Raw genomic sequence first — 24,034 nt, 5'->3', positions numbered from 1 at the left:
TCAGAAGATTCTTGGATATGGACACAGCCAAAGCAGCAACACCCGCACGCGAAGCAACCACGTCTGAAGAGGCGATAAGGGTTGAGGACCTGCACAAGTCTTTCGGCACGCTGGAGGTTTTGAAAGGTGTCTCGCTGACAGCGAACAAGGGCGATGTCGTTGCCATCATTGGGGGTTCAGGCTCGGGCAAATCCACCATGTTGCGCTGTATCAACTTTCTGGAAACACCAAGCTCGGGAAAGATCACCATCGGCGGTGAGCTGGTTGAAATGCATGCCGACGGCAGCCCCTCGAACCGCCGCCAGATAGAACGTATCCGTACGCGGCTTGCGATGGTTTTCCAGCAGTTCAACCTGTGGACACATCGAACGCTTCTGGAAAACGTGATCGAGGTACCGGTACATGTCCTTAAGGTACCAAAGGCCGAAGCTGTCGCGCGGGCGCATGACCTGCTGAAAAGGGTGGGGCTTGGTGACAAGGCTGACACCTATCCGGCCTATCTTTCAGGCGGTCAGCAACAGCGCGCCGCCATCGCACGCGCGCTTGCGGTGGATCCTTCGGTGATGCTTTTCGATGAGCCAACTTCAGCGCTTGACCCAGAGCTTGTCGGCGAGGTTCTGACCGTGATCCGGGATCTTGCAGCGGAAGGGCGCACCATGCTGCTTGTGACCCATGAAATGAAATTTGCGCGCGAAGTCGCGAACCATGTCGTCTATCTTTTCGAGGGCCGCATTGAAGAGCAGGGTCCACCTGCCGAGGTCTTCGGAAATCCAAAATCAGAACGATTGAAGCAGTTCCTCAGCTCGGTCGCCTGATCCACTACAAAAAACAACAAAATAAACCTAAAGGGAGTAACAAAATGAACGTCAAGAAACTGCTCGCGTCCGGTCTTGCCGCCGCTGTCCTTTCGGCTGGTGTTGCCAGTGCAGAAGAGGTCAAGATCGGCATCGCGGCCGAGCCTTATCCGCCCTTCGCGTCGCTGGACAGCTCAGGCAACTGGGTTGGTTGGGAGATCGATGTCATCAATGCTGTTTGCGCCGCTGCGGAACTTGACTGTGTTATCACGCCGGTGGCCTGGGACGGTATCATCCCTTCGCTGACGGGGCAGCAGATCGACGCCATCATGGCCTCGATGTCGATCACCGAGGAACGGTTGAAAACCATTGATTTCAGCGATCCTTATTACAACACACCTGCGGTTATCGTTGCCGATAAATCGATGGATATCGAAGCAACCCCGGAATCGCTGGCGGGTAAAGTCATTGGCATTCAGGCTTCGACGATCCACCAAGCCTATGCGCAGGAATACTTCAAGGATTCCGAACTGCGCGTCTATCAAACTCAGGATGAGGCCAATCAGGACCTGTTTGCGGGTCGGATCGACGCCACTCAAGCTGACAGCATTGCGATGGCCGATTTTGTGAATTCGGATGCCGGTGCTTGCTGCGAAATCAAAGGTGCCGTGAAGGACGATCCCGCCATTTTGGGGCGTGGTGTCGGTGCGGGCGTTCGTAAAGGGCAGGATGACCTGCTTGCGGCGTTGAACAAGGGCATCGCGGCAATTCTTGCCGATGGCACGCATGAGAAGATCACGTCGAACTATTTCTCGACCAGCATCTACTAAGCCGTTGCCGTGACCGGATTTCTGGAATCACTTGGTTTGGCGCAGAGCGCAGAGCTTCTGTCGCTCTCGCCGCCGGGGTGGGGGGCCAATCTGCTACGCGGATTGTCCCACTCCTTGCAGATCGCTTTTGGCGCATATGCGCTGGGCCTCGTGATCGGATTGTTCGGAGCGTATGGCAAACTTTACGGCGGGAAGGTCACGCGCGACCTTCTTGCCATTTATACGACCGTGATCCGGGCCGTGCCGGAACTGGTCCTGATCCTGATCCTGTATTACGTGGGATCCGATATTATCAACAAAATATCTGCTGCCATGGGTGGTGGCCGCGTCGAGATCAACGGCGTTGCCGCAGGCATTTGGGTGCTGGGCGTCGTTCAGGGCGCGTATGCGACCGAGATTCTGCGCGGTGCCATTCAGGCGGTTCCGCCCGGTCAGATCGAAGCGGCGAAATCCTACGGGATGCCGGCCTTCATGACCATGCGGCGCGTCACAATCCCCGCCATGATGAGCTTTGCGGTACCGGGTCTGGCCAACTTGTGGCTGATTGCAACCAAAGACACCGCATTGCTGGCCGTTGTCGGCTTTAACGAGCTGACGTTGGAAACGCGCCAGGCGGCCAGCAGCACGCGGGCCTACTTCACCTTTTTCTTGGCGGCGGGCTTCCTTTATCTGATGGTTACGCTGTTTTCGGGTGGGATCTTTGCGCGGATTGAGAAATGGGCCCGTCGCGGCCAACCCGCTCTGAACGGAGGCAGCAGATGATCGACCTCAGATCTCTGATGCAACCTCATCGTATCGTGATGATGCTGATCTTTGCCGGGATCGCGGTTTGGTGCGCGATGACATTGCGGTGGGATTGGATACCCAATTATGCGCCGCTTGCATTGAAGGGTATCTGGACCACGCTTTGGTTGCTGGTTGTCACGATCGTTCTTGGATTTTTACTGGCTGTACCGCTTGGATTAGCGCAGGCCGTTGGGCCGTGGTACCTTGCGGCACCCGCCAAGGCGTTCTGTACCATCATTCGCGGCACACCGCTGCTTTTGCAGCTTTGGTTGCTGTATTATGGCCTCGGCTCTCTGTTTCCGCAGTTTCCATGGATACGATCATCTGAACTTTGGCCGTACCTGCGTCAGGCTTGGCCCTATGCGGTGCTGGCGTTGACACTTTCTTATGCGGGTTATGAAGGCGAGGTCATGCGCGGAGCCTTCAAGGGTGTTGCCAAAGGACAGCTGGAGGCGGCCAAGGCATTTGGTATGCCAAGGCTGACGATGTTTCGCCGCATCTGGTTACCGCAGGCAATCCGCAATGTTCTGCCGACTTTGGGCGGTGAAACTATACTGCAACTAAAGGCAACACCGCTGGTCGCCACAATAACCGTGGTTGATATCTATGCCGTGTCGTCCCGTGTGCGTGCCGATACGTTTATCGTCTACGAACCGCTTATCCTGTTGGCTGTATTCTACATTCTCGTAGCGGGCGTAATTGCTTTGGTGTTCCACTGGCTCGAGGTGAAGGTTCTGGGAACCGGACGCCGCAATGGGCTTGTCGGATAGTTTCGGCCAGTAGTCGAAAGAAACTTGCCCCGCGAATTCCGAGGCGGTTATTCGATGAATTGTTCTTAGCGACCCAGATTGCAGGCTTAAGCGTAAAACAGGTGTTTGAAGCGGGATCAGGGACGTCGGTTCGGTCGCGCCCCGCAAGTTCAACGCTCTAAGGATACAGCATCTAGGGTAGCTGCACGACAAGAGGGCATGAGTGCCAGCGCGGCCATAGGTGAGAGGAACCGCTTGGCGCGATAGCCGAACAGCGAGAAAAATTGAGTGGTGCTAAGACAGCGGTCCCAACATCAATGCAGTTCGGGAATTGCCACTCTGGTTGTCTTACGTTGGTAGAATATTGTGGTTCATCCTGAACAAGTTGGTGGGATCGTACTTTCCTTTGATCTTGGACAGCTTTTCGCCGTTCACTCCATAAGCGCCTTTCATGTGATCGGATTGGTCTTCAGGCATGAAGTTCACATAGGCACTGCCTGTTGAGTACGGTTTCATCTGTTCGTACAGCTGGCGCGCCCAACCGATGCAGGTGTCATCCTTGTCAGGGTCTTCCCATCGCGTGTGGACATTCATGATGAAATGCGCAGATCTTTGCGGGTAGGCGGTAGAAGCGGGCTCAACGCGGGCCATCGCGCCACCGACATGAGCAATGAAAACCTCGCAGGCGGGATCAGGAAGGGTGGAAATCGCGTCCAGCAGGTCCGTGATGGCGGCCGGGGGCAGCGTGTTGAAGTCATGACTTTTCCAATAGTTGCGGACGCCCGGCGACAACAGAGGATCAAAAGCCGCCTGCCAGTCCACGAATCTGTGCGGTGAAATGACATCCACAATCGGCTCACCCAGCGCGCGCAAGGCCGACATCGCTTTTTCACCTTCATCCATCGGGCCGCTATAGCACGCTGCGAAAATCAGCACTTCGCGCCCGTGCCACTCTTCCGGCAGGAACGGGAGCGGCGGCGCCTTTCGCATCACGCTCCAGACGGTGAGCTCATCGGGGGACGTGTCCGCAATGGCCACAAATTCGGAAAGCAGTTCTGGTGCCTTTTCGATCGGGTGCACGATCAGGCCGGACAGGATATCGGGCCCAAGATCATGCAACTGGAATTCGAATGAGGTGACGACACCAAAGTTTCCGCCACCACCACGAATGGCCCAGAAAAGTTCCGGGTGGCTCGTGGATGATGCGGTGACAATCGCGCCATCCGCTGTGACAACTTCTGCCGACAGAAGGTTGTCGATTGTCATGCCGAATTTCCGGGTCGTCCAGCCGAAACCGCCGCCCAGGGTCAGCCCGGCGATGCCGGTGGTCGAATTTATGCCTGTGGGGACGACAAGACCATGGGCCTGTGTTTCGCGATCAACGTCTCCAAGCAACGCACCGGGTGCAACGCGGACAGTTTTGCGGGCAGGGTCCACGTGAACCGAACGCATCTGGGACAGGTCCAGCATGACGGCCTTGTCCGCGACGGCGTGCCCTGCAATCTGGTGCCCACCTGATCGAACGGTCATCATGAGGCCTGCTTGTCGGACGAAGTTAATTGCCTTCTGGACGTCGCTCGCCCCCATCGCACGGATCACGAAGGCGGGGAAACGCTCGAACATGCTGTTCCAGGTAATCCTGGCTTCTTCGTATTCCGGGGTTCCCGGCAGGTAGACCCCGCCGCGCAGTGAGGCATCAAGCGCGTCCAAATCGCCTTGATCCACAGTTGCGATATGTCCGTCGAGTGCTTTCAGGTCAAACATGCTTAGGCCTCCCTTGTTTCAGGAAAGGTTTCGCGCACGGCTGCCTCGTGAGTTTGTTATTGCCCTGAGAAGGGGATACTTGGTTGTGGGAGAAAGCTGGTCGTCAGGCAAATAGTCCCGGATCGATCCGATCTACCGGCGTGATGACATCGGCAGGAATGTTCAGACGCTCGGCTGCTTTTCGCAGGCTTTCTTCATCCGGGGCTTCGTAAAGGCAGTATGTTTTGCGCTTATCTGCGCTGAGGAAGGAAAAGATCCATTCAATGCCGACTTCGTCGTTGATTTCTTTGATGTGAATTTTGTCGTTGTCGCTGATATTCAGCTGCTCGGCAAAATTCCGTTCAATGATGTATCGTGGCATTATGCCCCCCAAGCATTTTCCGGGCCTTAACTGGCTACCCCTTCGAGCTTTGACTTAAGGGAAACCATACTCAATTTCTGTGATATTGCCAACGCTTCCCCTTCCAGTTGAAACGCCAGTTCCAAATCGCTGGGGCGGCCCTGTTGTCTGAGTGCGGATGCATACGCTGCCTTGCAATGCGCAATCCATGGCGGGCAATTCATCCTCGTGTCAATCTCGATGGCTTTCCGGAACATCTTCCCGGCAATTTCCCAGTCTTTCAGCACCGTTGCCAGGTTCCCCAAGCGTCGGGCTGCGGCACCTGTGCAGACTGTGGTTGCCCCTGCGGTGATCGTCAGGTCCTCGTAGGGTTGCAGCATACCGTAAAGCGTCTGGGCATGATCCGGATGCCCGACTGCCACACAGATGTCGGCAAGATAGGACAGTGTTGTTGAATACATGGCATCTGGCGGCAGGTCGAAGCCGTTTTCCGCCATTTCATTCAGTATTTTTTCGGCGGGTTCCGTGTACCCCAGTTCGGCTGCGATAAGGCCAAAACCCGGCTTCCACGATATGTCTTCGGGGCTGTCGGTCATCAGTTTCTTGATCACAGGCGCGACCTCGTGCAGGCGGTTCTGCTCGCGGCGGATGGTGAACATCTGAACGCCGAAAACGCCCTCGACATGTTCGCCGTGCGTTTTTCGGCCGATCTTGACCGCTTCGGTGGCGTGCTTTTCAGCCTGAACAAAGTCGCCGTCCATGATTGCAACCATGGCGCGTGCGTGTTTCTGAACCCAATAGAGTTGCAGATGATTGTCCTTTTCGGAAATCGCAGTCAGCAATTCGAGTGAGTTGTCCATCAGGTCGCGGTCGGCCATTTCAGCACCGACAAACAGGCTGAGCGTCCGGTCGCGGCCCTGATCAATGGTGCCAAGCTTTTCTGCGACCCGATGCATGGCATCCAGGTTTTCACGCCAATGGCGCGCCTCTCGCCCGTTGCGCGCGATGAATGGCGCCCCAAAATGCATCATCATTACCGAAAACTGGGATTTATGATCCCCAAGTTTCGCCGCCAGTTCCATGGATTGCTGACCAAAGCGCGTACCCTCGGAAAACTGGCCGACAAACATATACGCCCTTGCAAGTTGGCTCATCAACCGGCACCGCCTGACTTCGTCACCGTCAGACAGGTCTTTCAGCGCCTTGTCACAAAGGTCAATGGCCTCGTGATGTCGCGTGCTTGTCATCATGCACGAGTCAGCAAAATGATTGGCTGCATCGGCTGCCAGCTCCACGTCATGGAGTTTCCGGGCAGCTTTAGATGCACTTTTCAGAACTTCCATCGCCTCAGGCAACCGGCCCTGGCTGTCATGGCTGCGTCCGACAAGAATTTTGCCCCTGACCATCTCCGCACTGATTTCAGAGCCAAGTTTTTCCGCAGCCCTGAGTGTTTCCAGTGCATTGGCCATCGCTTCCTGGCTGGCTGACCGGGCCAACGCCATTTCCGCCGCAGCTTCCCATTTGTCGAATGCGGCGCGCCATTCTTCTGCTTCTGACAGATGGCGGGCCACCAGCTCGGGTCGGCGTTCGATTTCAGCTGATCGCATCGCGATCAGTGCTCGGGCAACATCTGAATGTTGCTGCCTGCGGGTAGAACTTAACATGGATTGATACGCCGTATCGCGGATAAGGGCATGGCGAAACACGAAATGCCCGCGGTTGTTTCCGCTTTCAAAGATCAATCCCGTTCGCGACAATTCTTCGAGGCGAAGATTGATATCCGCGCGTTCCAGCCCCATCGCGGCCTTTGCCAAGTCTGGTTCAAATTCCCGCCCAATGACGGACCCCGTCAACGCAACCTGTTTGGCCTCGGGCGAAACTGCATCAAGCCGCGCCATCAAGGCGCCCTTCAGCGACGATGGTATGTGGACTTGTCCCTGCTCATCAGCATTTACGATTGCTTGGGTCAATTCTTCGACAAACAGGGGCACGCCGTCCGTTTTTTCGATGATCGTCGCGATCAAGGCATCGTCAGGGTCCTTGCCGGTGATATTGCGGACCAGATCCGAGACATCAGCAGAACCGAACCGGCGCAACAGGAGTGTTTGAACATGCGTGTCCCCGTCATCGCGGGCCAGGTCCCACCCAGGTCTGTGGGTCATCAAGATCATCAGGGGAAGATCGGTGCAAATCGCCTTGAACCGCTCCAGCAGGGCTTGCGTCGAGGGATCGATCCAATGTGCATCCTCAACACACAGAATAACCGGGCGCACGCCGGCCCGGACCTGCACCGTATGGATAAGGGTTTGGATCGTTATGTCGCGTTGCTCCTGCGGCGACATCTCGAGAACTTCACGAGCCAGCGCGCTGCGCGGCGCAACCAGCGCTGCAAAGACAGGCAGAACCTGTTCCCAGTCCAGACCTTCCCGGCCTTCCAGCAGCTTCCTGACATGTTCCAGAATTTGATTGTCGTCAAAATCCGGTTCAACGCCCGCATCCTGTGAAATTCGCTGGGTGACCGGATGAAAGGGGCTGCTGGTCAGATAGGGCGAGCAGTTCAGCCTTATCACATCGGCTTGTCCGGTTGCTGTAACGTCCGCAAGAAACCCCTCAGTCAGGCGCGACTTTCCAATCCCCGCCTCCCCCGACAGCAGAACGACCTCACCATGACCGTTTTGGGCACGTTGCCACGATTGCAACAGGATACCCTTTTCGTAGTCCCGGCCAATCATGGTGCTGCCAGCGTCATCCTTGTATGACGCGCGAAACCGGCTTTCCGCGCTGCGTTCCGATACGACCTTCAACAAGGTCCGAGGGTCTTTGAAACCCTTCAACTGAGTTGATCCAAGGGTCTCGAACTCGAATATCCGGTGCAAGGCGGCTTCGGTTTCTTCTGCAGACAAAACCACCGAGTTTGGCAGGGCGCGTTCCTGTATCCGCGCCGCCAGATTGACCGCCGGCCCGGTCATGGCACCTTCTTCGTACGAGTTTTCGCCGATCGTGTCACCGACCACGACATCGCCGCTGGCAATACCCAGTCTGGCTGACAAACGCTCACCGTCAGGGGCGTTGAGCTCTTCAACCCGACGGACGCACTCAAGCCCCGCCTTTATCGCGCGAATGGCGTGATCTTCGTAGGCTGTTGGCCAGCCGAAAAACACAAGAAGACCGTCGCCAAGATATTTCGCGACATAGCCACCATACCTGCTCACTGCCCCCGCGACGGTATCCTGATAGTTCTGTAGCAGATCCCGCATGTCTTCGGGATCAAATCGGTTGGTCAACTCCGTCGAGCCGACCAGATCAGCGAACAAGACTGTCAGATGACGCCGCTCAGCCGCAGGTGCGATGGGCTTTTTTGCTGGTGCAGCTTCGCCATGCACATCATCAAGGGCGGATGGCTGAGTTTTCTCGCTGGTTGGCTCCCCTGCGGCTGGCGCTGATGAAGACAGGCGCCCAGAGCCAACCAAATCCTGAACCGCCGCAAGGATGATCTTTCGGTGACCAAGGCTTACCCCAAGCTCTTTCAGGTCGTCGCCTGTCAGCAATGGCAAAACCCGCGCATCAATGTCGTTTTCCGCAAAGGCACTTGCGTACTGACCCAATCCGAGGTCGTTTAGCCACGTGTCCATTTCAACCGACATATCCGGATCATGCTGAGATACGTGTCACTAATCAAGAAAACGCTATTTACTCAGCGGGGCGATCAATGCGCAGCGGACACAGTTTCACGCGCAGCACAGCAAAATGTGCCAGTCACGTAAGACCTTGATAAATTGTGGGGAAAGGATGGTGGGTGATGAGAGACTCGAACTCCCGACATCTTCGGTGTAAACGAAGCGCTCTACCAACTGAGCTAATCACCCGTGACGCTGCATGTAGCCAAGCCAGCGGGCGGGCGCAAGAGGGTCTGTGAGATTTTTATTCCGCGATGGGTTGCGGATAGGAAATGCCGCCCTCAAAGACGCCAGCCTCGGTGAGCATGGGCTTATGAGGCAGGTCTGCGTGGGTTTCAGGCATGTGGTCTGGAAAAGATCAAAGGCGCTTGCAAGCGCCCTATGGCCTCCGATATGCCCGAAGAGACTGCAACTTTCCGGTCGGGAGCACACATGATCCTACCCTTCGCCTGCCGTATCTGGATGGTGGCACTGGTCCTTGGCGCATTTGTGCTGGCTCCGGTCCGGGCCGGGGCAGAAGGGGTTTTGGTTTTCGCCGCGGCCAGTCTCAAGACCGCTTTGGACGAAATTGCAACGGAATACACAGAGCGGACGGGGCAGGATGTCACCGTGTCTTACGCGGCGTCTTCGGTACTGGCGCGGCAGATTCAGCAGGGTGCGCCTGCGGACGTGTTCATCTCGGCCAACGCCGAATGGATGGATTATCTGGAACAGCAGGGCTTGTTGCAGCCGGGGACACGATCGGATTTTCTGGGCAACAGTCTGGTTCTGATCGGCGCTGCTGGGCGTCCTGATCTGGGTGACATTCGGGTGGTTCATGACCTCAGGGCCGAACTGGGCGAAGGCTTTCTGGCCATGGCGCTGGTCGATGCGGTGCCCGCCGGTATCTACGGCAAGGCGGCTTTGCAGGGGTTGAACCAGTGGGAGGCGGTGCAGGAGCGTGTGGCGCAAACCGATAATGTGCGCGCTGCGCTGGCCCTTGTGGCAACCGGTGCCGCGCCTCTGGGGATCGTCTATCGATCGGATGCGCAGGCGGAACAGCGGGTCAGTGTTGTGGCCAGTTTTCCGACCGACCTGCACCCTCCGATCATCTATCCGGCGGCGATGACAGGTAATGCCACAGGTGCGGCGCGGGCTTTTCTGGATCATCTGCACAGCGATGCGGCTTTGGCAATTTTTCAGGAGCAGGGATTTTCCCTGCCGGGCGGGTGATCGCGTTGGAGTGGTTGGGCCCCGCCGAAGTTGAAGCGCTGAAGCTGTCGCTGCGCGTGTCGTTTTGGGCGACGCTGGCGACTTTGCCGGTCGGGATTTTCGTGGCCTACATTCTGGCCCGCTGGCGGTTCCCCGGGCGGCAGGTTCTGAATGGTCTGGTGCATTTGCCTTTGATCCTGCCGCCGGTTGTGACGGGGTATCTGCTGTTGCTGACCTTCGGCGCTCAGGGGCCGTTGGGGCGGTTTTTAGCCGAGTTCGGCATTGTGGTCGCCTTTCGCTGGACTGGGGCCGCGCTGGCCGCTGGTATCATGGCCTTTCCGCTGATGGTCCGGGCGATACGTCTGTCGATCGAGGCGGTGGACCCGAAGCTGGAACAGGCGGGGGCGACGCTGGGGGCGTCGCGGCCTATGGTGTTTCTGACCGTGACCTTGCCGATGATCCTGCCCGGTGTCATCGCCGGGGCCATTCTGGCCTTTGCAAAAGCCATGGGTGAGTTTGGGGCCACGATTACATTCGTGTCGAATATTCCGGGCCAGACGCAGACATTGCCATCGGCTGTATACGCCTTTTTGCAGGTGCCGGGGGGCGAGGCTGCTGCAACGCGGCTGGTCCTGATCTCGATCGTCATCGCCATGGGCGCGTTATTGCTGTCGGAATATGTGGGACGGCGCGCCGCTGCGCGGGTGGCCGGATCATGAGCCTGTCTGTTCGTTTGCATCATCAGCTGCCGGGGATCGATCTGGAGGTCAGTTTTGACGCGCCACCCGGTGTGACTGTGCTGTTCGGGCGTTCCGGGTCGGGCAAGACCACGATTGTCAACGCGGTGGCCGGATTGCTGCGGCCGCGCGCGGGCAGAGTGGCCGTGGATGACTGGGTGTTGATTGACACCGAACGCGGGCACTGGCTGCCGCCGCACCGGCGGCGGCTGGGCTATATCTTTCAGGAAGGGCGGTTGTTCCCGCATCTGACCGTGCGCCAGAACCTTGCCTATGGCCGCTGGTTCGCCCCCAAAAGCGCGCAGCGTGAAGACCCGGAAAAGGTCATCGAGATGCTGGGGATCGGCCACCTTCTGAATCGCCGTCCAGCCGGGTTGTCAGGGGGCGAGAAACAGCGCGTGTCGATAGGCAGGGCGTTGCTGGCCAGCCCGCGACTGATCCTTGCAGATGAACCGCTTGCGGCGCTGGACGAGGCCCGCAAGGCGGAGATCCTGCCCTATTTCGAGCGTCTCAGGGATGAGGTGTCTGTCCCGATCCTGTATGTGACCCACTCAGCCGACGAGGTGGCCCGTCTGGCCACATCGGTTGTCGCTTTGCAGGATGGCAGGGTCGTCCGCCATGGCCCCGCGTCTGAGGTTCTGTCGGATCCGTCCGTGGCGCCCGCAGGTGTGCGCGCGGTCGGGGCCGTGTTGGAAGTGCAGGTGCACCAGCACCACGCTGACGGGTTGACCGAGCTGAACGCAAATGGCGCGCGTCTGTTTCTGCCACGTATCGGGCAGGAGGTCGGCGCGCATCTGCGAATTCGCATTCCGGCGCAAGAGGTGATCCTGTCCGTCCAAAAGCCCGAGGGTCTGTCGGCATTGAACGTGCTCAGCGGGACGGTCGACTCGATCCGGTCGGGTGAAGGTCCCGGAGCGATCGTGTCGGTCAGGACACTGGCTGGGACTGTTCTTGCACGGGTCACGCGCCGGTCAGTTGCGGCGTTGAACTTGCAGCCGGGCAGTACATGCCATGCCGTGATCAAGACGGTTGCGCTGGCCCCGCAGAATGTCGGTGGCCGCATCGGGACCGGCACCTGACCTCAGGCAAGTGCGCGGGCTTCGTGTTCCAGCAGGATAAGGCGCGCGGCGCGTCCAAACCCCTGATGGCCGGAGGAGGGACGGTCGGGAAATATTGCGGCCAGTTCCTGGAGCGCGTCGGATGAAAGGGTATGTAGCGCCTCTTCCCCCAGAAACAGGCTTTCCGCCTGTGCCCCATCCGCCGAAAGGATTTCGTGCCGATCCAGCAGGATGTGCAGATACTCGACCGTCTCAACCGAGGTATCGAGCCCTATTCCGGGCCATCGGCACAGGTGCTTGGCGGCAACCAGTGCTTCGGTGGTTCCGAAAAGCAGCTCAACCCGGGGGCCGTTCACCAGAATACGGTGCTGCTGAGACACCAGAAGATCCCGCGAGGGTGTGTTGGGTCCCAGACTGCCTGCCGAGATGCGAACGGGCCACATTGCGGGTTCGTCGCGTAATCGGTCGGGTGGGATCGTGCTGCTTTCGATCCAGCGAACAGGTTGCAACCCGTGATCGGCTGTCGCCACCTTGTCCCCGACCTTCAGGGTCTCGATGGCGCGCGGGCCGTTTTCGGCCTCGATCAGGGTTCCGGCTACGAAACACACGCCTTCGATCCGGATGACCACCTCTACCGGGTCCGGGGAGCCGGTAAACGGAAGTGTAATCGGACCGGCTTGCGTTGTTCCCGAGACACTGATGAAGAAGGAATCAAAAACAACTTCACCATTGTCGAGGCTGTCGAAAAACGTCGGATCGACCGTATAGGTCCACTCACCGGTATTTGGGTCGATCGTGGCTGTACCGTTGGCAGGGGGTGTCGCAATTGTCCAGCTTTGGGTGAGCGGTGTAAAGTTTCCGTTGTTCAGCGTGGGTTGCCCCATCGCCACATTGGGTGGGGACCCGGTCACGTTGCCGGTCAATTCACCTGTGATCGGAACTGAAACCAACTAGACCTCGCCTTGTTGCAGCATCCGCTCAAATTCCTTCTTTCGGTACAGGCGCATATGAACCTCGCCTGCATCGTCCCGTGTCCATTCGACAATCCGGTTGCGTGTCATGTCGCTGTCCATTCGGTTGGTGCGCACGCGCGGATGCGGGATCTCTTGCTTGAGGATATCAACAATCTGGCTGGTCTGTCCAAACGGCGCGACAAGGTCGATGATCCAGAAGGAAGACCCGCTGGTAAAATCCTTGTCTGTCAGTGAGGTTTCTTTCACCGCATAGCGATATTCGGCGTCGGGGCTGAGACCGGCAAAAGTGACAAATCCGCGGGGAAAGCCATTTTGCCTGAAGATCTGGTATTGGCCCAGGCGGAACGGGGTTTCGAACGCATAAAGAACTTGCGCAAGGTTACGTTTCTGGTGCGTTTTTGTCAGACCCGCGAGATAGAACATCGCCCCCAGATCCGCATATTTCTCGGGTGGGAAATCGAACCAGTCTTTTGGAAAACTCTTGTTCAACGGAACTGCCGACAGTTTGATGCGTTATTAATTCTTTCGGGTAGTGTACTTGTTTCCGGCGATATGAATAGTGGAATTTCCCCGGATAACTGTGCCGGCGCAGCTGGTTTGCCCCACTTTACTCGCAGGGTGTCGTGGTTATGCTATCGGTATTGGTGCCATTGTTTCGGGATATCTGGATCATGCGTTTTCTCAAGCCATTCATCGCTGCCACACTTGTTATGACGCCTGCGGTGGCCGGGGCCGTTGGGTTCGGCCTGTCAGTCCGGCCGCAGTTCCGAACCGAGATCACGCCCTTGCCGGACGGGGTTTACGAAGTAAAGGCTGTCGGTTCATCCGCGCCGGTCAATTATTGGTGCGGGATCGGAGATTATGCCATTCGCACACTGGGCGTTCCGAACTCGCAGAGGATCTATATCTGGCGGGCGTATGAACCCGGCGTGCGAACGGTGCAGTTTTCCATGACTCCGCCGCCGGGGGCCGATACGAAACCCGGCTATTCGATCACGGTCAAGAAAGTCGGAGCAAACATGTCGGCGGTGTCGGCGCAGAACTATTGCTACGACAATTTCATCATGGACACGTTCTGATCGTCAGACCCATTTTGCCATCGGCGGCAGGCTCATCAGAACGGCATCCGGGTCATGCCCGGTTTCCAGACCGAATTTTGTGCCCCGGTCATAGACTAGGTTGTATTCCGCATAAAGGCCGCGATGCACCAGTTGGGTGGTCTTGTCCGCTTCTGAGAAGTTCTGAACGCGGCGCTTTTCAACCAAGGGAAGGAAGGCGGGCAGAAAGGCCCTGCCAATATCCTGTGTCAGGGCAAAATCCGCCTGCCAGTCACCGGTGCAATAGTCGTCCATGAAGATCCCGCCGACGCCACGCGCGCGTTTGCGGTGAGGGATATAGAAATACTCGTCAGCCCATTCCTTGAGGCGCGGGTAATGGGCGGGTCCGTGCGGGTCCAGATGCGCCTTTTGCGTGGCATGGAAATGCGCGGTGTCCTCGTCATACTCGATGCAGGGGTTGAGGTCCGAGCCGCCACCGAACCACCAGGCATGGGGTGTCCAGAACATGCGTGTATTCATGTGGACCGCCGGGGCATGGGGGTTCTGCATATGGGCCACAAGGCTGATACCCGACGCCCAGAAGCGCGGGTCTTCGGTCATTCCGGGGATGCCTTTGCGCGCCGCCATCGCTTGTTGCGCACGTTCGCCCAGCGTGCCGTAGACAGTCGAGACATTGACACCGACCTTTTCAAACACACGCCCGCCGCGCATGACCGACATCAGCCCGCCGCCCGCGTCTGACCCATCGTTCGACTGGCGTTTGGTTTCCTTGACCTCGAACCGACCGGGTGCGGCATCGGCAAACGGCCCGTCGGTGTGGCTGTCTTCAAGGGCTTCGAACGCTGCAACGATGTCATCGCGCAATTGGCGAAACCAGGCGGAGGCGGTAGATTTTTCTGTTTCGAACATGGGTCTTAATGTGCAGGGGCTGCGACCGGGTCAAGCAGGGTACGGCCACCATCGATTGTCAGGATCTGCCCGGTGACGAAACCAGCTGCATCAGACGCAAGATATTGCGCGGTTTCCGTCAGTTCCGTGGCCGAGGCGATACGGGCCAGGGGCGTGTGCTTTTCGATATCGACGCGGTAGTCGCGATTGTCCTTGAGGGTCGATTGTAGCGATGCGCTCATGACCGAACCCAGCGCGATCGAGTTGACGCGGATCCGTTTCGGAGCCAGCGCAACCGCAAGGGACCGGGTCAGCTGATCCAGTGCAGCGGTCGAAACGGAATAGGCCATCAGATCGGGGTGGGTCCGCCGGGCCGCGATCGAGGACAGGTTGATGATCGTCCCCGCCGGGTTTTCGACATCGCCGTCGGCCTGTTTGATCATGCGATTTGCGACCAACTGGCTGAGCCGCAAGGCGGGCATCAGGTTCTGGTTCAGCAGGGTGCGCATCGAATCGTCATCCGGATCCAGCGGATCAGACGGGATCACTTGCCGTGCGCCGTTGACCAGAATATCCACCTGGTCGAACGCATCCAGCGTCGCAGATAACAGGTTGGCTATGGTCAGCTTTTCGCGCAGATCGCCCGCAAAGTACCGGATATTGCTGCCTTCGGCCTGTTCTCCAAGCTCGTCGATCAGGCGTTTTTCATCTATGTCGGCAAACATGACATTTGCGCCCGCATCCGCGAAATGCCGCCCGATGGCCAGGCCGATGCCGCTGGCCCCGCCCGTTACGATTGCTGTCTTGCCAGCGATGGAAAAGGACATCCGAATCCTCCTGAATTGGGGCGCAGGTTAACGGGCCTTAACGCCGAGGGCGAGAGGCCTGGAATACCTTGAACCGGTTGTCGCCGGCAATTTCACCGACCTGAGCGAAATGTTCGTTCAGTGTAGCTTCGTAAGGAAGGTGCCGGTTGGCGACCATCCAAAGGGTTCCGTTGCGTGTCAGATTGCGGGCGGCGGAGGTTATAAACCCTTGCCCCAAGGCGGGATCCGCGCTGCGAGACGTGTGGAATGGCGGGTTCATCACAACGGTGTCGATAGGTTCCGGGGCGGTCCAGGATACGGCATCGCTCCAGTGGAAATGCGCCTGGGATTGAGTGACATTAAGCCGCGAGCAGGTCAGGGCCGCATGGTCAGCTTCGACCAGATGCAGCGAGGTTATCCCGCAGCGCTTCAGGATTTCCGCAGACAGATACCCCCATCCCGCACCCAGATCGGCCACGCAGGGACCAAGCCGGTCAGGCAGAGTCTTCAGCAACAGGGCTGAGGCAGGATCAATCCCGTCCGCTGAAAACACACCCGGCGCTGTGTGGTATCCGTCAACCATCTGATGTTTCGGCGCGGCCCAGTCCGCAAAGGCCTGATCATCGGCCTGAAACCAGAAAATCTTGCCATGTGCTTTGGAAAGCGGTCCCTCGACCGGAACCCGCTTGCGCACATCCTTCAATATGCTGTCCACACCGTCCGTCTTGGCACCGTCGACGACAACCAGGCCGCTCGCCCGCGCACAGGCCTGATGAATGAGCGACCGGGCCAGTGCCTTGGCGCGGGGCAGAAAGACAATGGCGTCCTGACAGGGGCCATCTGCGTCGGGCACCGTTTCAAAACCCTGCGCGGCGAAATGGTCGTGAAATGGTTTGAAAGGCTGCACAACTTGTGCGCCGCCCGCCAGCGCAGACAGATCATGGTCGGGTGTGGGGCAAATCACGCTAAGAGGGGGGGACAGCGTCAGGCCGTTTTGCAAGGCAAGTTCCAGACGAGGGGACATGGGCAATTCCGGCTGAGAGAGGCGCGCGCGTCAGGCCAAAGGCCTTACTCTTCGCGTTCCATTGTGCATTGCAAAGGGTGCTGGTGCCTGCGGGCAAAATCCATCACCTGACCAACTTTGGTCTCGGCAATTTCGTGGCTGAAAACACCGACTACGGCCACGCCTTTCTTGTGAACGGTCAGCATGATCTCGAACGCCTGCGCATGGGTCATGCCGAAGAAGCGTTCAAGCACATGCACCACAAATTCCATCGGTGTATAATCGTCGTTCAGCAACAGGACCTTGTATAAAGGCGGACGCTTGGTTTTTGGGCGTGTCTGTACCAGGACGGACGCGTCACTGTCGTCGTCCGGCTTGTCAGACATCATCCAGATCATTTCAAGCATCGTGTGCAACTGTCCGATTCAGGCTTGGGGTTTATCTTGGCGCTTATATAACGTGTGCATGGCCAGTGAAAAGAGCAAGCGGACGTAAACGGGATGACGACCAAGCTGACGACAATCGGGTTTGATGCAGACGACACCCTTTGGCATAACGAACGGTTTTTTCAGATGACGCAGGCTCGTTTTGCTGAACTCTTGGCCGATCATGCCGATCGTGATCACCTGATGGACCGTCTTCTTGCGGCAGAAAAACGAAACATTCAGCGCTATGGGTACGGCATCAAAGGATTTGTTCTGTCGATGATCGAGACGGCGATCGAAGTTACCGAAAGCCGCGTTCCGGCCTGGGTCATCCGGCAGCTGATCGAAGCGGGGCAAGAGATGCTGGCCCATCCGATCGAGCTGTTGCCCCATGCCCGCGAGGCCGTCGAAGGTGTTGCCGATGCGTATCGGGTTATCCTGATCACCAAGGGCGACTTGATCGATCAGGAACGCAAACTGGCCCAGTCCGGGCTGGGTGATCTGTTCGATGGGGTGGAAATCGTTTCCGAAAAGACCCCCGAAACCTATCGGTTCGTGTTCGACCGTCATGGTGATGGCCCGACTGCCGCAATGATGATCGGCAATTCGATGCGGTCAGATGTCGTAGCCCCGATTCAGGCCGGGTGCTGGGGTGTCTACGTGCCCCACGGTCTGGTCTGGGAGGTGGAACATGCAGAAGCCCCGGTCGAAAGCACCCGATTCCGCGAGTTGAGAGATTTGGGTGATCTGGCCGATCTGTTGCGCGACCTGAAGTGATGTTGCCTTTTCGCCTCAGTTTCACATAAACCCTGCCGCAACCGGGCGCAGTTTTGCCTTTATCGCGCATCTGGTGGTTCTGACGGGGAAATTCGCAAGATATAGCCTCAGCCCAGACGCAAAACGAAACTGCGAAAACCTCAGCTTTCGGTTTATTTCATTGGGTCGCTGTGATAGCCTTGGGGACAATAAAATAATTTTTGCTGACCGGGAAAACCCGGCAGCGCGAGGCAGACAGAGGCAAAGATCGTGCAGATTCGGCGGACAGTTCCGGCCCGAATGGGCTTTTTCCTTATAGCGTTGCTATGTGTGCTGGCGTTTGCGCCGCTCAGGTCCATGGCGGCGCCTTACGCAGCTATGGTGATCGACGCCCGAACTGGCGAGGTGCTGCATTCACGAAATGCGGATGCGCGGCTGCACCCGGCCTCGCTGACCAAGATGATGACGCTCTACATCGCGTTTGAGGCGGTGCGAAACGGCGAGATCACACTGGACACACCCGTTCGGATTACCCAGAAGGCGGCGGCCGAGCCCCCGTCGAAGCTGGGCCTGCGCGCGGGCCAGACGATTGCGTTCCGCTATCTGATCCGCGCCGCTGCGGTAAAATCGGCCAACGACGCGGCCACGGCGATCGGCATTGCCATCAGTGGCTCGGAAGCGGCCTTTGCCCGCCGTATGACCCGAACCGCCAAAGCGATGGGCATGAGCCGCACGACCTTCAAGAATGCGCATGGTCTGACTGAGGCAGGGCACCTGTCCAGCGCGCGTGACATGACAACGCTGGGACGGCATCTGCTGTATGATTACCCGCAGTATTATAACCTGTTCTCGCGCCAATCGACGGATGCCGGTATCAAGACTGTTCCCAACACCAACCGCCGCCTACTGGCGGCCTATAAAGGTGCGGACGGAATAAAGACCGGATACACACGTGCGGCGGGATTCAACCTCGTGGCGTCGGCCAAACGCAAGGATGAGCGCATCATCGCAACTGTCTTTGGCGGTAAATCCGGGGCGTCGCGGAACGCCAAGGTTGCGGAATTGCTGGATTTGGGGTTTCGCCGTGCCCCGTCTCGTGCACCTATCCGCAAACCTGAGCGCCCGGTCTATGCGGGCAATGTCGGGCTGGGGGGCGATACCCAAGTTGCAGCGTTGAGCGGAGCACCGAAATCCAGCCTGCGCCCGCTTGGGCGCCCGAGTGCCACAACACAGGTTGCAAGTGCGGTCGCGGTCGTGGCGGACCAGAACAGCGACCGTATCAGCAGCGGCATTGCCGCGGCGATTGCCGAAGCGGATGTTGCCCCAACCGCCCCGCCGGTTGAAACATCCGACACCCGCCCGGCGCTGCGCCCGGACAATCTGGTGCTGGCCTCGACCGAACCCGCCAGCCCACCAGAGCCCGAGCAGGAAGTGATTACCCGCCTGTCCTCGTCCGGTGGACATCTGTGGGGGGTAAATGTGGGCCGCTACACCACACGATATGAGGCCGAGAAGATTCTGCTGAAAACGGCGCTGTCGGAAATGACCACGCTGGATGGCAGTCTGCGCAAGGTCAGTCAGAGCTCGCGCGGCTTTGATGCGACATTCCAGGGCATGACGCGGGAACAGGCCGATTTGGCGTGTCGCCGTCTGCAAGCCCGCAATGTCACCTGTTTCATGATCGGGCCATCATAAGGTCCGGCATATTCTCTCCTGTTGGGTCTGGGCTGCGGTCATCCGCGGCCCTTTTTTTAATCGAAGACGTGACCGTGCTGATATTGTTCGTCCTGTCCCGCGGCGGCGGTCAGGGCGGCGACATTGTCCTTGGTGAAGAACCCGTCATACTTGTGACACCGTTCGATATATTCAGTGATCAGCAGCGTGTTCTTCGAGTGTTTCGAGAAGATCTGTTTCAGGTTCGGGTCGTCTTTGCATTCGCCCACCACATGGGCCAGGAACGGCACGCCCTTGTCTTTAAGCGTGTTCACGACAAAGTCGACATTCTTTTCCCCGGCACCATGGTCGCCATCCTTGATCTCGACGGCCATGTGATGCAGGCGACGGCCAAAATTGCGCACAAAATCCTCGGTCGGCATCGGCAGCTTGGCGAATGAGTTGACGAAGGACGGCGTGTTGTTGGCGGTGAAAACCTTGGCCGGAGATTTCTTGTCATCGTCCACATTGGCGTTGCGGTTCACATTGGTGGACGAGTTCATGTCGAAGATGTTGTAAGCCCCCCAGAAATAGTAGGGCACCATGGTCAGGAATTCGAGGATCGCATCCTCGCGCTCACCCGCCAGCACGCGCGTCGCCAGATGATCGATGCCCAGCATCAAGGGCGCTATTTTGCTGTCCGATCCGAACGCGGCTGCCTGATCCAGCCGCGCTTGTTCCGCGTCGCTCAATAACACACGATCACCAAGGCCCAGGCTGTCTGTGTCGTTGAAATCAAGTGTCGAATACCCGACCCGGTTACAGGTGAAATCGGACGGGGTCGTAAAGCGGAAGCCGTCCAATGTGTAGAACGGGTTTTCTGTGTCTCCCGCATATTCGAAGCGGATATTCTGATCCTCAAGCGTCCCGGTCAGCGCCTTCAGATCACAGGCGCCGAAAATCTCGCCAACATACCGCGTTTGCGGCGTATTGCGGGCCAGCGGGTACATGCGATTGATGCGGGGGATGAAGTCTTCGAAACCGGGGCTGAGCGGGGCCATCACGATCAGCGCGGGATAATCGGGATGCGAATGCAGGACCGAAAATTTGTGGGTCTGCCCCAGATAGCTGGCTGTGTGGCGATAGGGTGTCATCACGTAAAGTTCGACCAGCGTATCGAACAGCGCGTCGGTTTCGACCTGCATACAGATTGCGCGCATTGGCCCGACCTGCCCGGCGATGCCCGAGCTTGTCCGGCGCTCGTAGATTTTCGGCAGGTATTCCGCAAAGAAGTCCGAGTTCTTCTTGTCGCCCCGGGGTTGATAGGACATCAGATCAAAGGACATTCGACTACCTCCTTGCGCGACACCCCAACCGGGGCGAGCGATCGTTTGAAATTGTAGGTTTCAGAACATGTGCTTGCCCGTCATGCTAGGCGCTGAGACGTGTACGGGCAACAGTCGTGAAATTGGGTTGCCGACGTTAACGCATGATGGTCAGCGGGTGAATTTCGTCACATCGACACCGCCCCCGATCAGGCTTTCGCGAACGGAGCGGGCGATTTGAACCGCGGTCGGGCCGTCGCCGTGCAGGCAGATTGTGTCGATGGACGTTTCCAGCCGCTTGCCGCTTTCGGTGATGATCGCACCTTCGCGGACCATGTTCAGGATGCGAGGTCCGGCGACGTCGGCGTCGTGGATGACGGCGCCGGGCAGGCTGCGATCAACCAGTGTTCCGTCGTCGTTATATGCACGGTCGGCGAAAATCTCGCCCACCCAATTGCACCCGAGTTCACGCACGGCCTCTTCCTGTTTTGTCGCGGCCAGCACCATGACGATGATATCGGGATCAACATCCAATGCACCCTGATAACAGGCGCGCGCCATATTGATATCGGCTGAACACATATTGGCCAGCGCCCCGTGCAGTTTCAGGTGCCGTACCTTGGTACCAACTGCGGTGGCCATGCCGATTGCGGCCCCCAGCTGATACCGGACCAGATTGCGCAGGTTGTCATGGGGCAACTTCATGTTCCGCCGACCAAACCCCTGTAAATCGGGAAAGCCGGGATGCGCGCCGATGCCTACGTCATTTTCGGCCGCCAGTTTCATCGTCGATGCCATTACATCCGGATCACCGGCATGAAACCCACAGGCGATGTTGGCCGAGGTGATGATTTTCAGCAGGCTTTCGTCATCGCCCATTTTCCAGGGGCCAAAACTTTCCCCCAAATCGGCATTCAGATCGACGCTTGGCATTGGCACATCTCCTTAGTCTGTGGCAGAGATCACTCCGCCGATCAATTGGTAGGACAACAGGTCCGGTATGTCATGGGGATCACGCACCAGTGCCTCGACTTTTGAGGGCAGGCGCGCAAGGTCTGACAGGAACGCTTTGTGCATTTCTTCAGCCTGTTCCATGCTGACAAATTCGAACCGGATGTCGCCGCCTGCGGGTGTCTGTGCCGCGCGGGACATATCGCATGGCAGAACGGTCGCGATACGAGGGTACCCGCCCGTGGTCTGACATTCCGGCAACAGGATGAACGGATCGCCAGTGCCGGTCATCTGGATATCGCCGGGGGTGATCACCTCGGACAGGATATTCAGCTGGCCCGAGGCGGCAAAGCCGTCACCGTCGCTGTCCACCTGCATGCCCATCCGGTTGGCGCGTGCGCCGCGCCGGAAATTGGTTTGGGCAAACCGTTCAAGCGTCGCGCCGTCAAACAAAGATGTCTGAAAACTGGCAACCACATGCAGCACCCCGCCCGAAAACCGCTCGACAGCAGCCAGTTTCATCCCGCTGTTGCCTGCATCCGGTCCACAGGTCAGCCTGTCACCCTGCTGTAACGCCCGGCCAATCCGCGCTGTCAGATGGGTGGAGCGGGACCCCAGAAAAACCTCGGCTTCGATGCCGCCGCCCAGATGCAGATAGCCATAGTTTCCAGCCAGCGTCGCCCCGATGACCAGCCTTTGCCCGGCGCTCAGTTGGTGCGAGGCGTTCCAGGCGACAGGGCTGCCATCAATGCTGGCCTGCATTCGTGCGCCAGTCAGGGCGATGCGCATGTTATGCGTCGCCTCGAACTCGCCTCCCATCCCGGCCATCTCCAGCGCCGCAAGGTTTGGGCTTTGATCCAGCAGCGCCGCCCCTTCGTGCAAGGCCAGAATATCCGCGGCCCCTGATCGGGACAGCCCCTGATCCAGAAAACCTGTGCGCCCCTGATCCTGAATGGTGCAGGCCGGGCCAATCCGGTGGACGATCAGGCTCATGGCGCGATCTCCTCACAGGTTGCGCCGCCTGTGCCGTCCTCGTTGTTGACTCTGATGTGTTCCAGAACGTCGCGGGAAACGGGCTCGAACAACAGTTCATCGCCAGGTCTAAGGGTAAAGGCCTCGACCCTTTCGGGACGGAAACACCGAAAGGCGGTCTGCCCGATATGCCGCCACCCGGTTGGCGTCGGCCCGGAAAACAGAACAAATTGCGAGATCGCCAGAACCAGAGCCCCTTCCGGCACCATGGGGGTCAGGCTTTGCAGCCGGGGAATGTTGAATTCGGGTCCCAGAGGCCCAAGATAAGGCTGCCCCGGAGCGAAGCCGATGGTCAGAACCCGCACGCGGGATTGTCCAAGCCGACGTATTGCTTCTTCCGGTGACAGGCCGGCAGCAGCGGCGGCATCGTCAAGCTGGGGCGCAAGGTCGGTCCCGTAAACCGTCGGAACGCGCCACAACCTGCGACCCGCGGGCAGGGGTGTAGTGTACCAGTCCTTCTGGTCAACCAGATCCCGAAGCTTTTGCAGCATCTTCTGATGAGAGATGCGCTGCGTGTCGAACCGAACAAAGGCCGAGCCCAGGGAGGCTGACGACTCGGTCACCTCATCCCAGTGCAGACGATCGACTTCAGACCGAAACGCCAGTGCTGCCCGGTTCGCGGTGTCGGTCATCCTATCCGCAAAGGTCACCAGCGCGCCGTCAAATCCGACGGTTCTGACCAAAGGAAACTGAATGTTGCGCGCCATTGCTGATCTGCTTTCGGATCGAAGAGTGAATTGGTGGAACCTGACCGCATCTTTAGGCGATGCGCAAGACAGGGCGTTCAATAGCGGACATCGTGCCTGTTCCGTCCACATCCCGGCAGGGAGCGACCCGCAGTATTAGGCGTCCGGCGGGGGTGAGAGGATTTTGACCGGATTCTGGCCGCAGTTCCGACTCGTTTTCCCGTTTCGAGTCGCCCTGACTTGTATCTTGAAATCGCGAAGTCTCTATATCTTGTGGCGGCCCATTTTGTTTTACGGGGCTTGCCAGTCAGATCATGCCCAACAGCATCCGAACAGAAGGGTGGTGGTCAATTTCTATAACGTGTAAGTCATTGAAATATCGTATTTATAAAAGAAAATTCAAAAAAAAGATCAATAACGTCATTTTCCGCTTGCGGGTTTTGAGAGTAATACTTAGAACCCCCTTCACCGGCGCAACTGAGGTTGGCCTGACGGACTGGAAAGACGGTTGAGACGCACCGGAGAGACGGTGGGCATCTGAGGTTGAGGTT

The 24,034-nt window shown here is 58.1% G+C and carries 23 protein-coding genes and 1 tRNA gene; 10 read left to right on the top strand and 14 right to left on the bottom strand.

Annotated elements, in window-relative coordinates:
• Positions 1-17 precede the first annotated feature (17 nt).
• Genes ACR0D9_RS11800 through ACR0D9_RS11785 form a run of 4 tightly spaced genes read left to right on the top strand, consistent with a single transcriptional unit; the run spans position 18 to position 3,180 of the window.
• Positions 18-815, top strand: a complete 798-nt coding sequence (locus tag ACR0D9_RS11800) for an ABC transporter ATP-binding protein (RefSeq protein WP_480483321.1) — start codon at positions 18-20, stop codon at positions 813-815.
• A gap of 44 nt (positions 816-859) precedes the next feature.
• On the top strand, positions 860-1,624 hold the full coding sequence (locus tag ACR0D9_RS11795; RefSeq protein ID WP_480475308.1) for a transporter substrate-binding domain-containing protein: 765 nt from the start codon (positions 860-862) through the stop codon (positions 1,622-1,624).
• A gap of 9 nt (positions 1,625-1,633) precedes the next feature.
• Positions 1,634-2,386 (top strand): ABC transporter permease, encoded by a 753-nt coding sequence (locus tag ACR0D9_RS11790; protein WP_480475310.1) that lies wholly within the window; start codon positions 1,634-1,636, stop codon positions 2,384-2,386.
• Positions 2,383-3,180: an ABC transporter permease gene (locus ACR0D9_RS11785; RefSeq protein ID WP_480538898.1), complete on the top strand. Its 798-nt coding sequence runs from the start codon at positions 2,383-2,385 to the stop codon at positions 3,178-3,180. Before ACR0D9_RS11790 ends, ACR0D9_RS11785 begins: the two co-directional genes overlap by 4 nt.
• A 327-nt stretch (positions 3,181-3,507) precedes the next feature.
• On the opposite strand, the gene ACR0D9_RS11780 is transcribed toward ACR0D9_RS11785, so the two are convergent.
• The 4 genes from ACR0D9_RS11780 to ACR0D9_RS11765 form a co-directional block, all read right to left on the bottom strand.
• Complete coding sequence (locus ACR0D9_RS11780; RefSeq protein ID WP_480538896.1) at positions 3,508-4,923, bottom strand: FAD-binding oxidoreductase; 1,416 nt, start codon at positions 4,921-4,923, stop codon at positions 3,508-3,510.
• Between the two features lie 103 nt (positions 4,924-5,026).
• On the bottom strand, positions 5,027-5,284 hold the full coding sequence (locus ACR0D9_RS11775; protein WP_267366859.1) for a DUF4242 domain-containing protein: 258 nt from the start codon (positions 5,282-5,284) through the stop codon (positions 5,027-5,029).
• Between the two features lie 26 nt (positions 5,285-5,310).
• Entirely contained in the window at positions 5,311-8,907 is a 3,597-nt protein-coding gene (locus tag ACR0D9_RS11770; protein ID WP_480538894.1) for an adenylate/guanylate cyclase domain-containing protein, read from the bottom strand.
• Between the two features lie 146 nt (positions 8,908-9,053).
• Positions 9,054-9,129 (bottom strand) — tRNA-Val (locus ACR0D9_RS11765).
• A gap of 243 nt (positions 9,130-9,372) precedes the next feature.
• Between ACR0D9_RS11765 and modA the strand changes: the two genes are divergently transcribed.
• The 3 genes from modA to modC are packed head-to-tail and all read left to right on the top strand — an operon-like array spanning position 9,373 to position 11,947.
• Positions 9,373-10,152: a molybdate ABC transporter substrate-binding protein gene (gene modA, locus ACR0D9_RS11760; RefSeq protein ID WP_480538892.1), complete on the top strand. Its 780-nt coding sequence runs from the start codon at positions 9,373-9,375 to the stop codon at positions 10,150-10,152.
• Between the two features lie 5 nt (positions 10,153-10,157).
• Positions 10,158-10,850 (top strand): molybdate ABC transporter permease subunit, encoded by a 693-nt coding sequence (gene modB, locus ACR0D9_RS11755; protein ID WP_480538890.1) that lies wholly within the window; start codon positions 10,158-10,160, stop codon positions 10,848-10,850.
• Positions 10,847-11,947 carry a molybdenum ABC transporter ATP-binding protein gene (gene modC / locus ACR0D9_RS11750; protein WP_480483333.1) on the top strand — a complete coding sequence of 367 codons (1,101 nt, stop codon included), beginning with the start codon at positions 10,847-10,849 and terminating at the stop codon, positions 11,945-11,947. The genes modB and modC overlap by 4 nt, the downstream gene beginning before the upstream one ends.
• Positions 11,948-11,949: 2 nt before the next feature.
• Here the strand turns inward: modC and ACR0D9_RS11745 are convergent, their stop codons facing one another.
• Positions 11,950-12,876: a Hint domain-containing protein gene (locus tag ACR0D9_RS11745; RefSeq protein WP_480538889.1), complete on the bottom strand. Its 927-nt coding sequence runs from the start codon at positions 12,874-12,876 to the stop codon at positions 11,950-11,952.
• Positions 12,877-13,389, bottom strand: coding sequence for a toxin-activating lysine-acyltransferase (locus ACR0D9_RS11740; protein WP_209507836.1), 513 nt, complete (start codon positions 13,387-13,389; stop codon positions 12,877-12,879).
• Between the two features lie 140 nt (positions 13,390-13,529).
• Between ACR0D9_RS11740 and ACR0D9_RS11735 the strand changes: the two genes are divergently transcribed.
• A complete protein-coding gene (locus ACR0D9_RS11735) occupies positions 13,530-13,979 on the top strand; it encodes a hypothetical protein (protein WP_480483337.1) in 450 nt (149 codons plus the stop codon).
• Between the two features lie 3 nt (positions 13,980-13,982).
• Here ACR0D9_RS11735 and hemF read toward each other — a convergent pair whose 3' ends face one another.
• The 4 genes from hemF to clpS are packed head-to-tail and all read right to left on the bottom strand — an operon-like array spanning position 13,983 to position 17,062.
• Positions 13,983-14,867: an oxygen-dependent coproporphyrinogen oxidase gene (gene hemF, locus ACR0D9_RS11730; protein ID WP_480483339.1), complete on the bottom strand. Its 885-nt coding sequence runs from the start codon at positions 14,865-14,867 to the stop codon at positions 13,983-13,985.
• Between the two features lie 5 nt (positions 14,868-14,872).
• Positions 14,873-15,673 (bottom strand): SDR family NAD(P)-dependent oxidoreductase, encoded by an 801-nt coding sequence (locus ACR0D9_RS11725; RefSeq protein ID WP_480483341.1) that lies wholly within the window; start codon positions 15,671-15,673, stop codon positions 14,873-14,875.
• A 37-nt stretch (positions 15,674-15,710) separates the two neighbouring features.
• Entirely contained in the window at positions 15,711-16,676 is a 966-nt protein-coding gene (locus ACR0D9_RS11720; protein WP_480483343.1) for a class I SAM-dependent methyltransferase, read from the bottom strand.
• A 44-nt stretch (positions 16,677-16,720) separates the two neighbouring features.
• Positions 16,721-17,062 carry an ATP-dependent Clp protease adapter ClpS gene (gene clpS, locus ACR0D9_RS11715; protein ID WP_209598551.1) on the bottom strand — a complete coding sequence of 114 codons (342 nt, stop codon included), beginning with the start codon at positions 17,060-17,062 and terminating at the stop codon, positions 16,721-16,723.
• 93 nt (positions 17,063-17,155) lie between these two features.
• Between clpS and ACR0D9_RS11710 the strand changes: the two genes are divergently transcribed.
• Entirely contained in the window at positions 17,156-17,857 is a 702-nt protein-coding gene (locus ACR0D9_RS11710; RefSeq protein ID WP_480538886.1) for an HAD family hydrolase, read from the top strand.
• A 279-nt stretch (positions 17,858-18,136) separates the two neighbouring features.
• Positions 18,137-19,531, top strand: a complete 1,395-nt coding sequence (locus tag ACR0D9_RS11705) for a D-alanyl-D-alanine carboxypeptidase family protein (protein ID WP_209507823.1) — start codon at positions 18,137-18,139, stop codon at positions 19,529-19,531.
• Between the two features lie 56 nt (positions 19,532-19,587).
• On the opposite strand, the gene ACR0D9_RS11700 is transcribed toward ACR0D9_RS11705, so the two are convergent.
• The 4 genes from ACR0D9_RS11700 to ACR0D9_RS11685 form a co-directional block, all read right to left on the bottom strand.
• Positions 19,588-20,835: a hypothetical protein gene (locus ACR0D9_RS11700; protein ID WP_480538884.1), complete on the bottom strand. Its 1,248-nt coding sequence runs from the start codon at positions 20,833-20,835 to the stop codon at positions 19,588-19,590.
• 150 nt (positions 20,836-20,985) lie between these two features.
• Positions 20,986-21,747 carry a LamB/YcsF family protein gene (locus ACR0D9_RS11695; protein WP_480538882.1) on the bottom strand — a complete coding sequence of 254 codons (762 nt, stop codon included), beginning with the start codon at positions 21,745-21,747 and terminating at the stop codon, positions 20,986-20,988.
• A gap of 12 nt (positions 21,748-21,759) precedes the next feature.
• Complete coding sequence (locus ACR0D9_RS11690; RefSeq protein WP_480538880.1) at positions 21,760-22,758, bottom strand: 5-oxoprolinase subunit C family protein; 999 nt, start codon at positions 22,756-22,758, stop codon at positions 21,760-21,762.
• Positions 22,755-23,504 (bottom strand): 5-oxoprolinase subunit B family protein, encoded by a 750-nt coding sequence (locus ACR0D9_RS11685; protein ID WP_480538879.1) that lies wholly within the window; start codon positions 23,502-23,504, stop codon positions 22,755-22,757. Before ACR0D9_RS11685 ends, ACR0D9_RS11690 begins: the two co-directional genes overlap by 4 nt.
• Positions 23,505-24,034 lie beyond the last annotated feature (530 nt).

It is taken from the genome of Ruegeria sp. AK11, from assembly GCF_056541095.1.
This window is presented reverse-complemented; position numbering and strand designations above follow the sequence as displayed.

Bases quoted from the DNA above. Each gene is read 5' to 3' on its own strand.
- ACR0D9_RS11800 (WP_480483321.1), top strand. From the start codon at position 18: ATGGACACAGCCAAAGCAGCAACACCCGCACGCGAAGCAACCACGTCT.
- ACR0D9_RS11795 (WP_480475308.1), top strand. From the start codon at position 860: ATGAACGTCAAGAAACTGCTCGCGTCCGGTCTTGCCGCCGCTGTCCTT.
- ACR0D9_RS11785 (WP_480538898.1), top strand. From the start codon at position 2,383: ATGATCGACCTCAGATCTCTGATGCAACCTCATCGTATCGTGATGATG.
- ACR0D9_RS11780 (WP_480538896.1), bottom strand. From the start codon at position 4,923: ATGTTTGACCTGAAAGCACTCGACGGACATATCGCAACTGTGGATCAA.
- ACR0D9_RS11775 (WP_267366859.1), bottom strand. From the start codon at position 5,284: ATGCCACGATACATCATTGAACGGAATTTTGCCGAGCAGCTGAATATC.
- ACR0D9_RS11770 (WP_480538894.1), bottom strand. From the start codon at position 8,907: ATGTCGGTTGAAATGGACACGTGGCTAAACGACCTCGGATTGGGTCAG.
- modA (WP_480538892.1), top strand. From the start codon at position 9,373: ATGATCCTACCCTTCGCCTGCCGTATCTGGATGGTGGCACTGGTCCTT.
- modC (WP_480483333.1), top strand. From the start codon at position 10,847: ATGAGCCTGTCTGTTCGTTTGCATCATCAGCTGCCGGGGATCGATCTG.
- ACR0D9_RS11735 (WP_480483337.1), top strand. From the start codon at position 13,530: ATGCTATCGGTATTGGTGCCATTGTTTCGGGATATCTGGATCATGCGT.
- hemF (WP_480483339.1), bottom strand. From the start codon at position 14,867: ATGTTCGAAACAGAAAAATCTACCGCCTCCGCCTGGTTTCGCCAATTG.
- ACR0D9_RS11725 (WP_480483341.1), bottom strand. From the start codon at position 15,673: ATGTCCTTTTCCATCGCTGGCAAGACAGCAATCGTAACGGGCGGGGCC.
- ACR0D9_RS11720 (WP_480483343.1), bottom strand. From the start codon at position 16,676: ATGTCCCCTCGTCTGGAACTTGCCTTGCAAAACGGCCTGACGCTGTCC.
- clpS (WP_209598551.1), bottom strand. From the start codon at position 17,062: ATGCTTGAAATGATCTGGATGATGTCTGACAAGCCGGACGACGACAGT.
- ACR0D9_RS11710 (WP_480538886.1), top strand. From the start codon at position 17,156: ATGACGACCAAGCTGACGACAATCGGGTTTGATGCAGACGACACCCTT.
- ACR0D9_RS11705 (WP_209507823.1), top strand. From the start codon at position 18,137: ATGGGCTTTTTCCTTATAGCGTTGCTATGTGTGCTGGCGTTTGCGCCG.
- ACR0D9_RS11700 (WP_480538884.1), bottom strand. From the start codon at position 20,835: ATGTCCTTTGATCTGATGTCCTATCAACCCCGGGGCGACAAGAAGAAC.
- ACR0D9_RS11695 (WP_480538882.1), bottom strand. From the start codon at position 21,747: ATGCCAAGCGTCGATCTGAATGCCGATTTGGGGGAAAGTTTTGGCCCC.
- ACR0D9_RS11690 (WP_480538880.1), bottom strand. From the start codon at position 22,758: ATGAGCCTGATCGTCCACCGGATTGGCCCGGCCTGCACCATTCAGGAT.
- ACR0D9_RS11685 (WP_480538879.1), bottom strand. From the start codon at position 23,504: ATGGCGCGCAACATTCAGTTTCCTTTGGTCAGAACCGTCGGATTTGAC.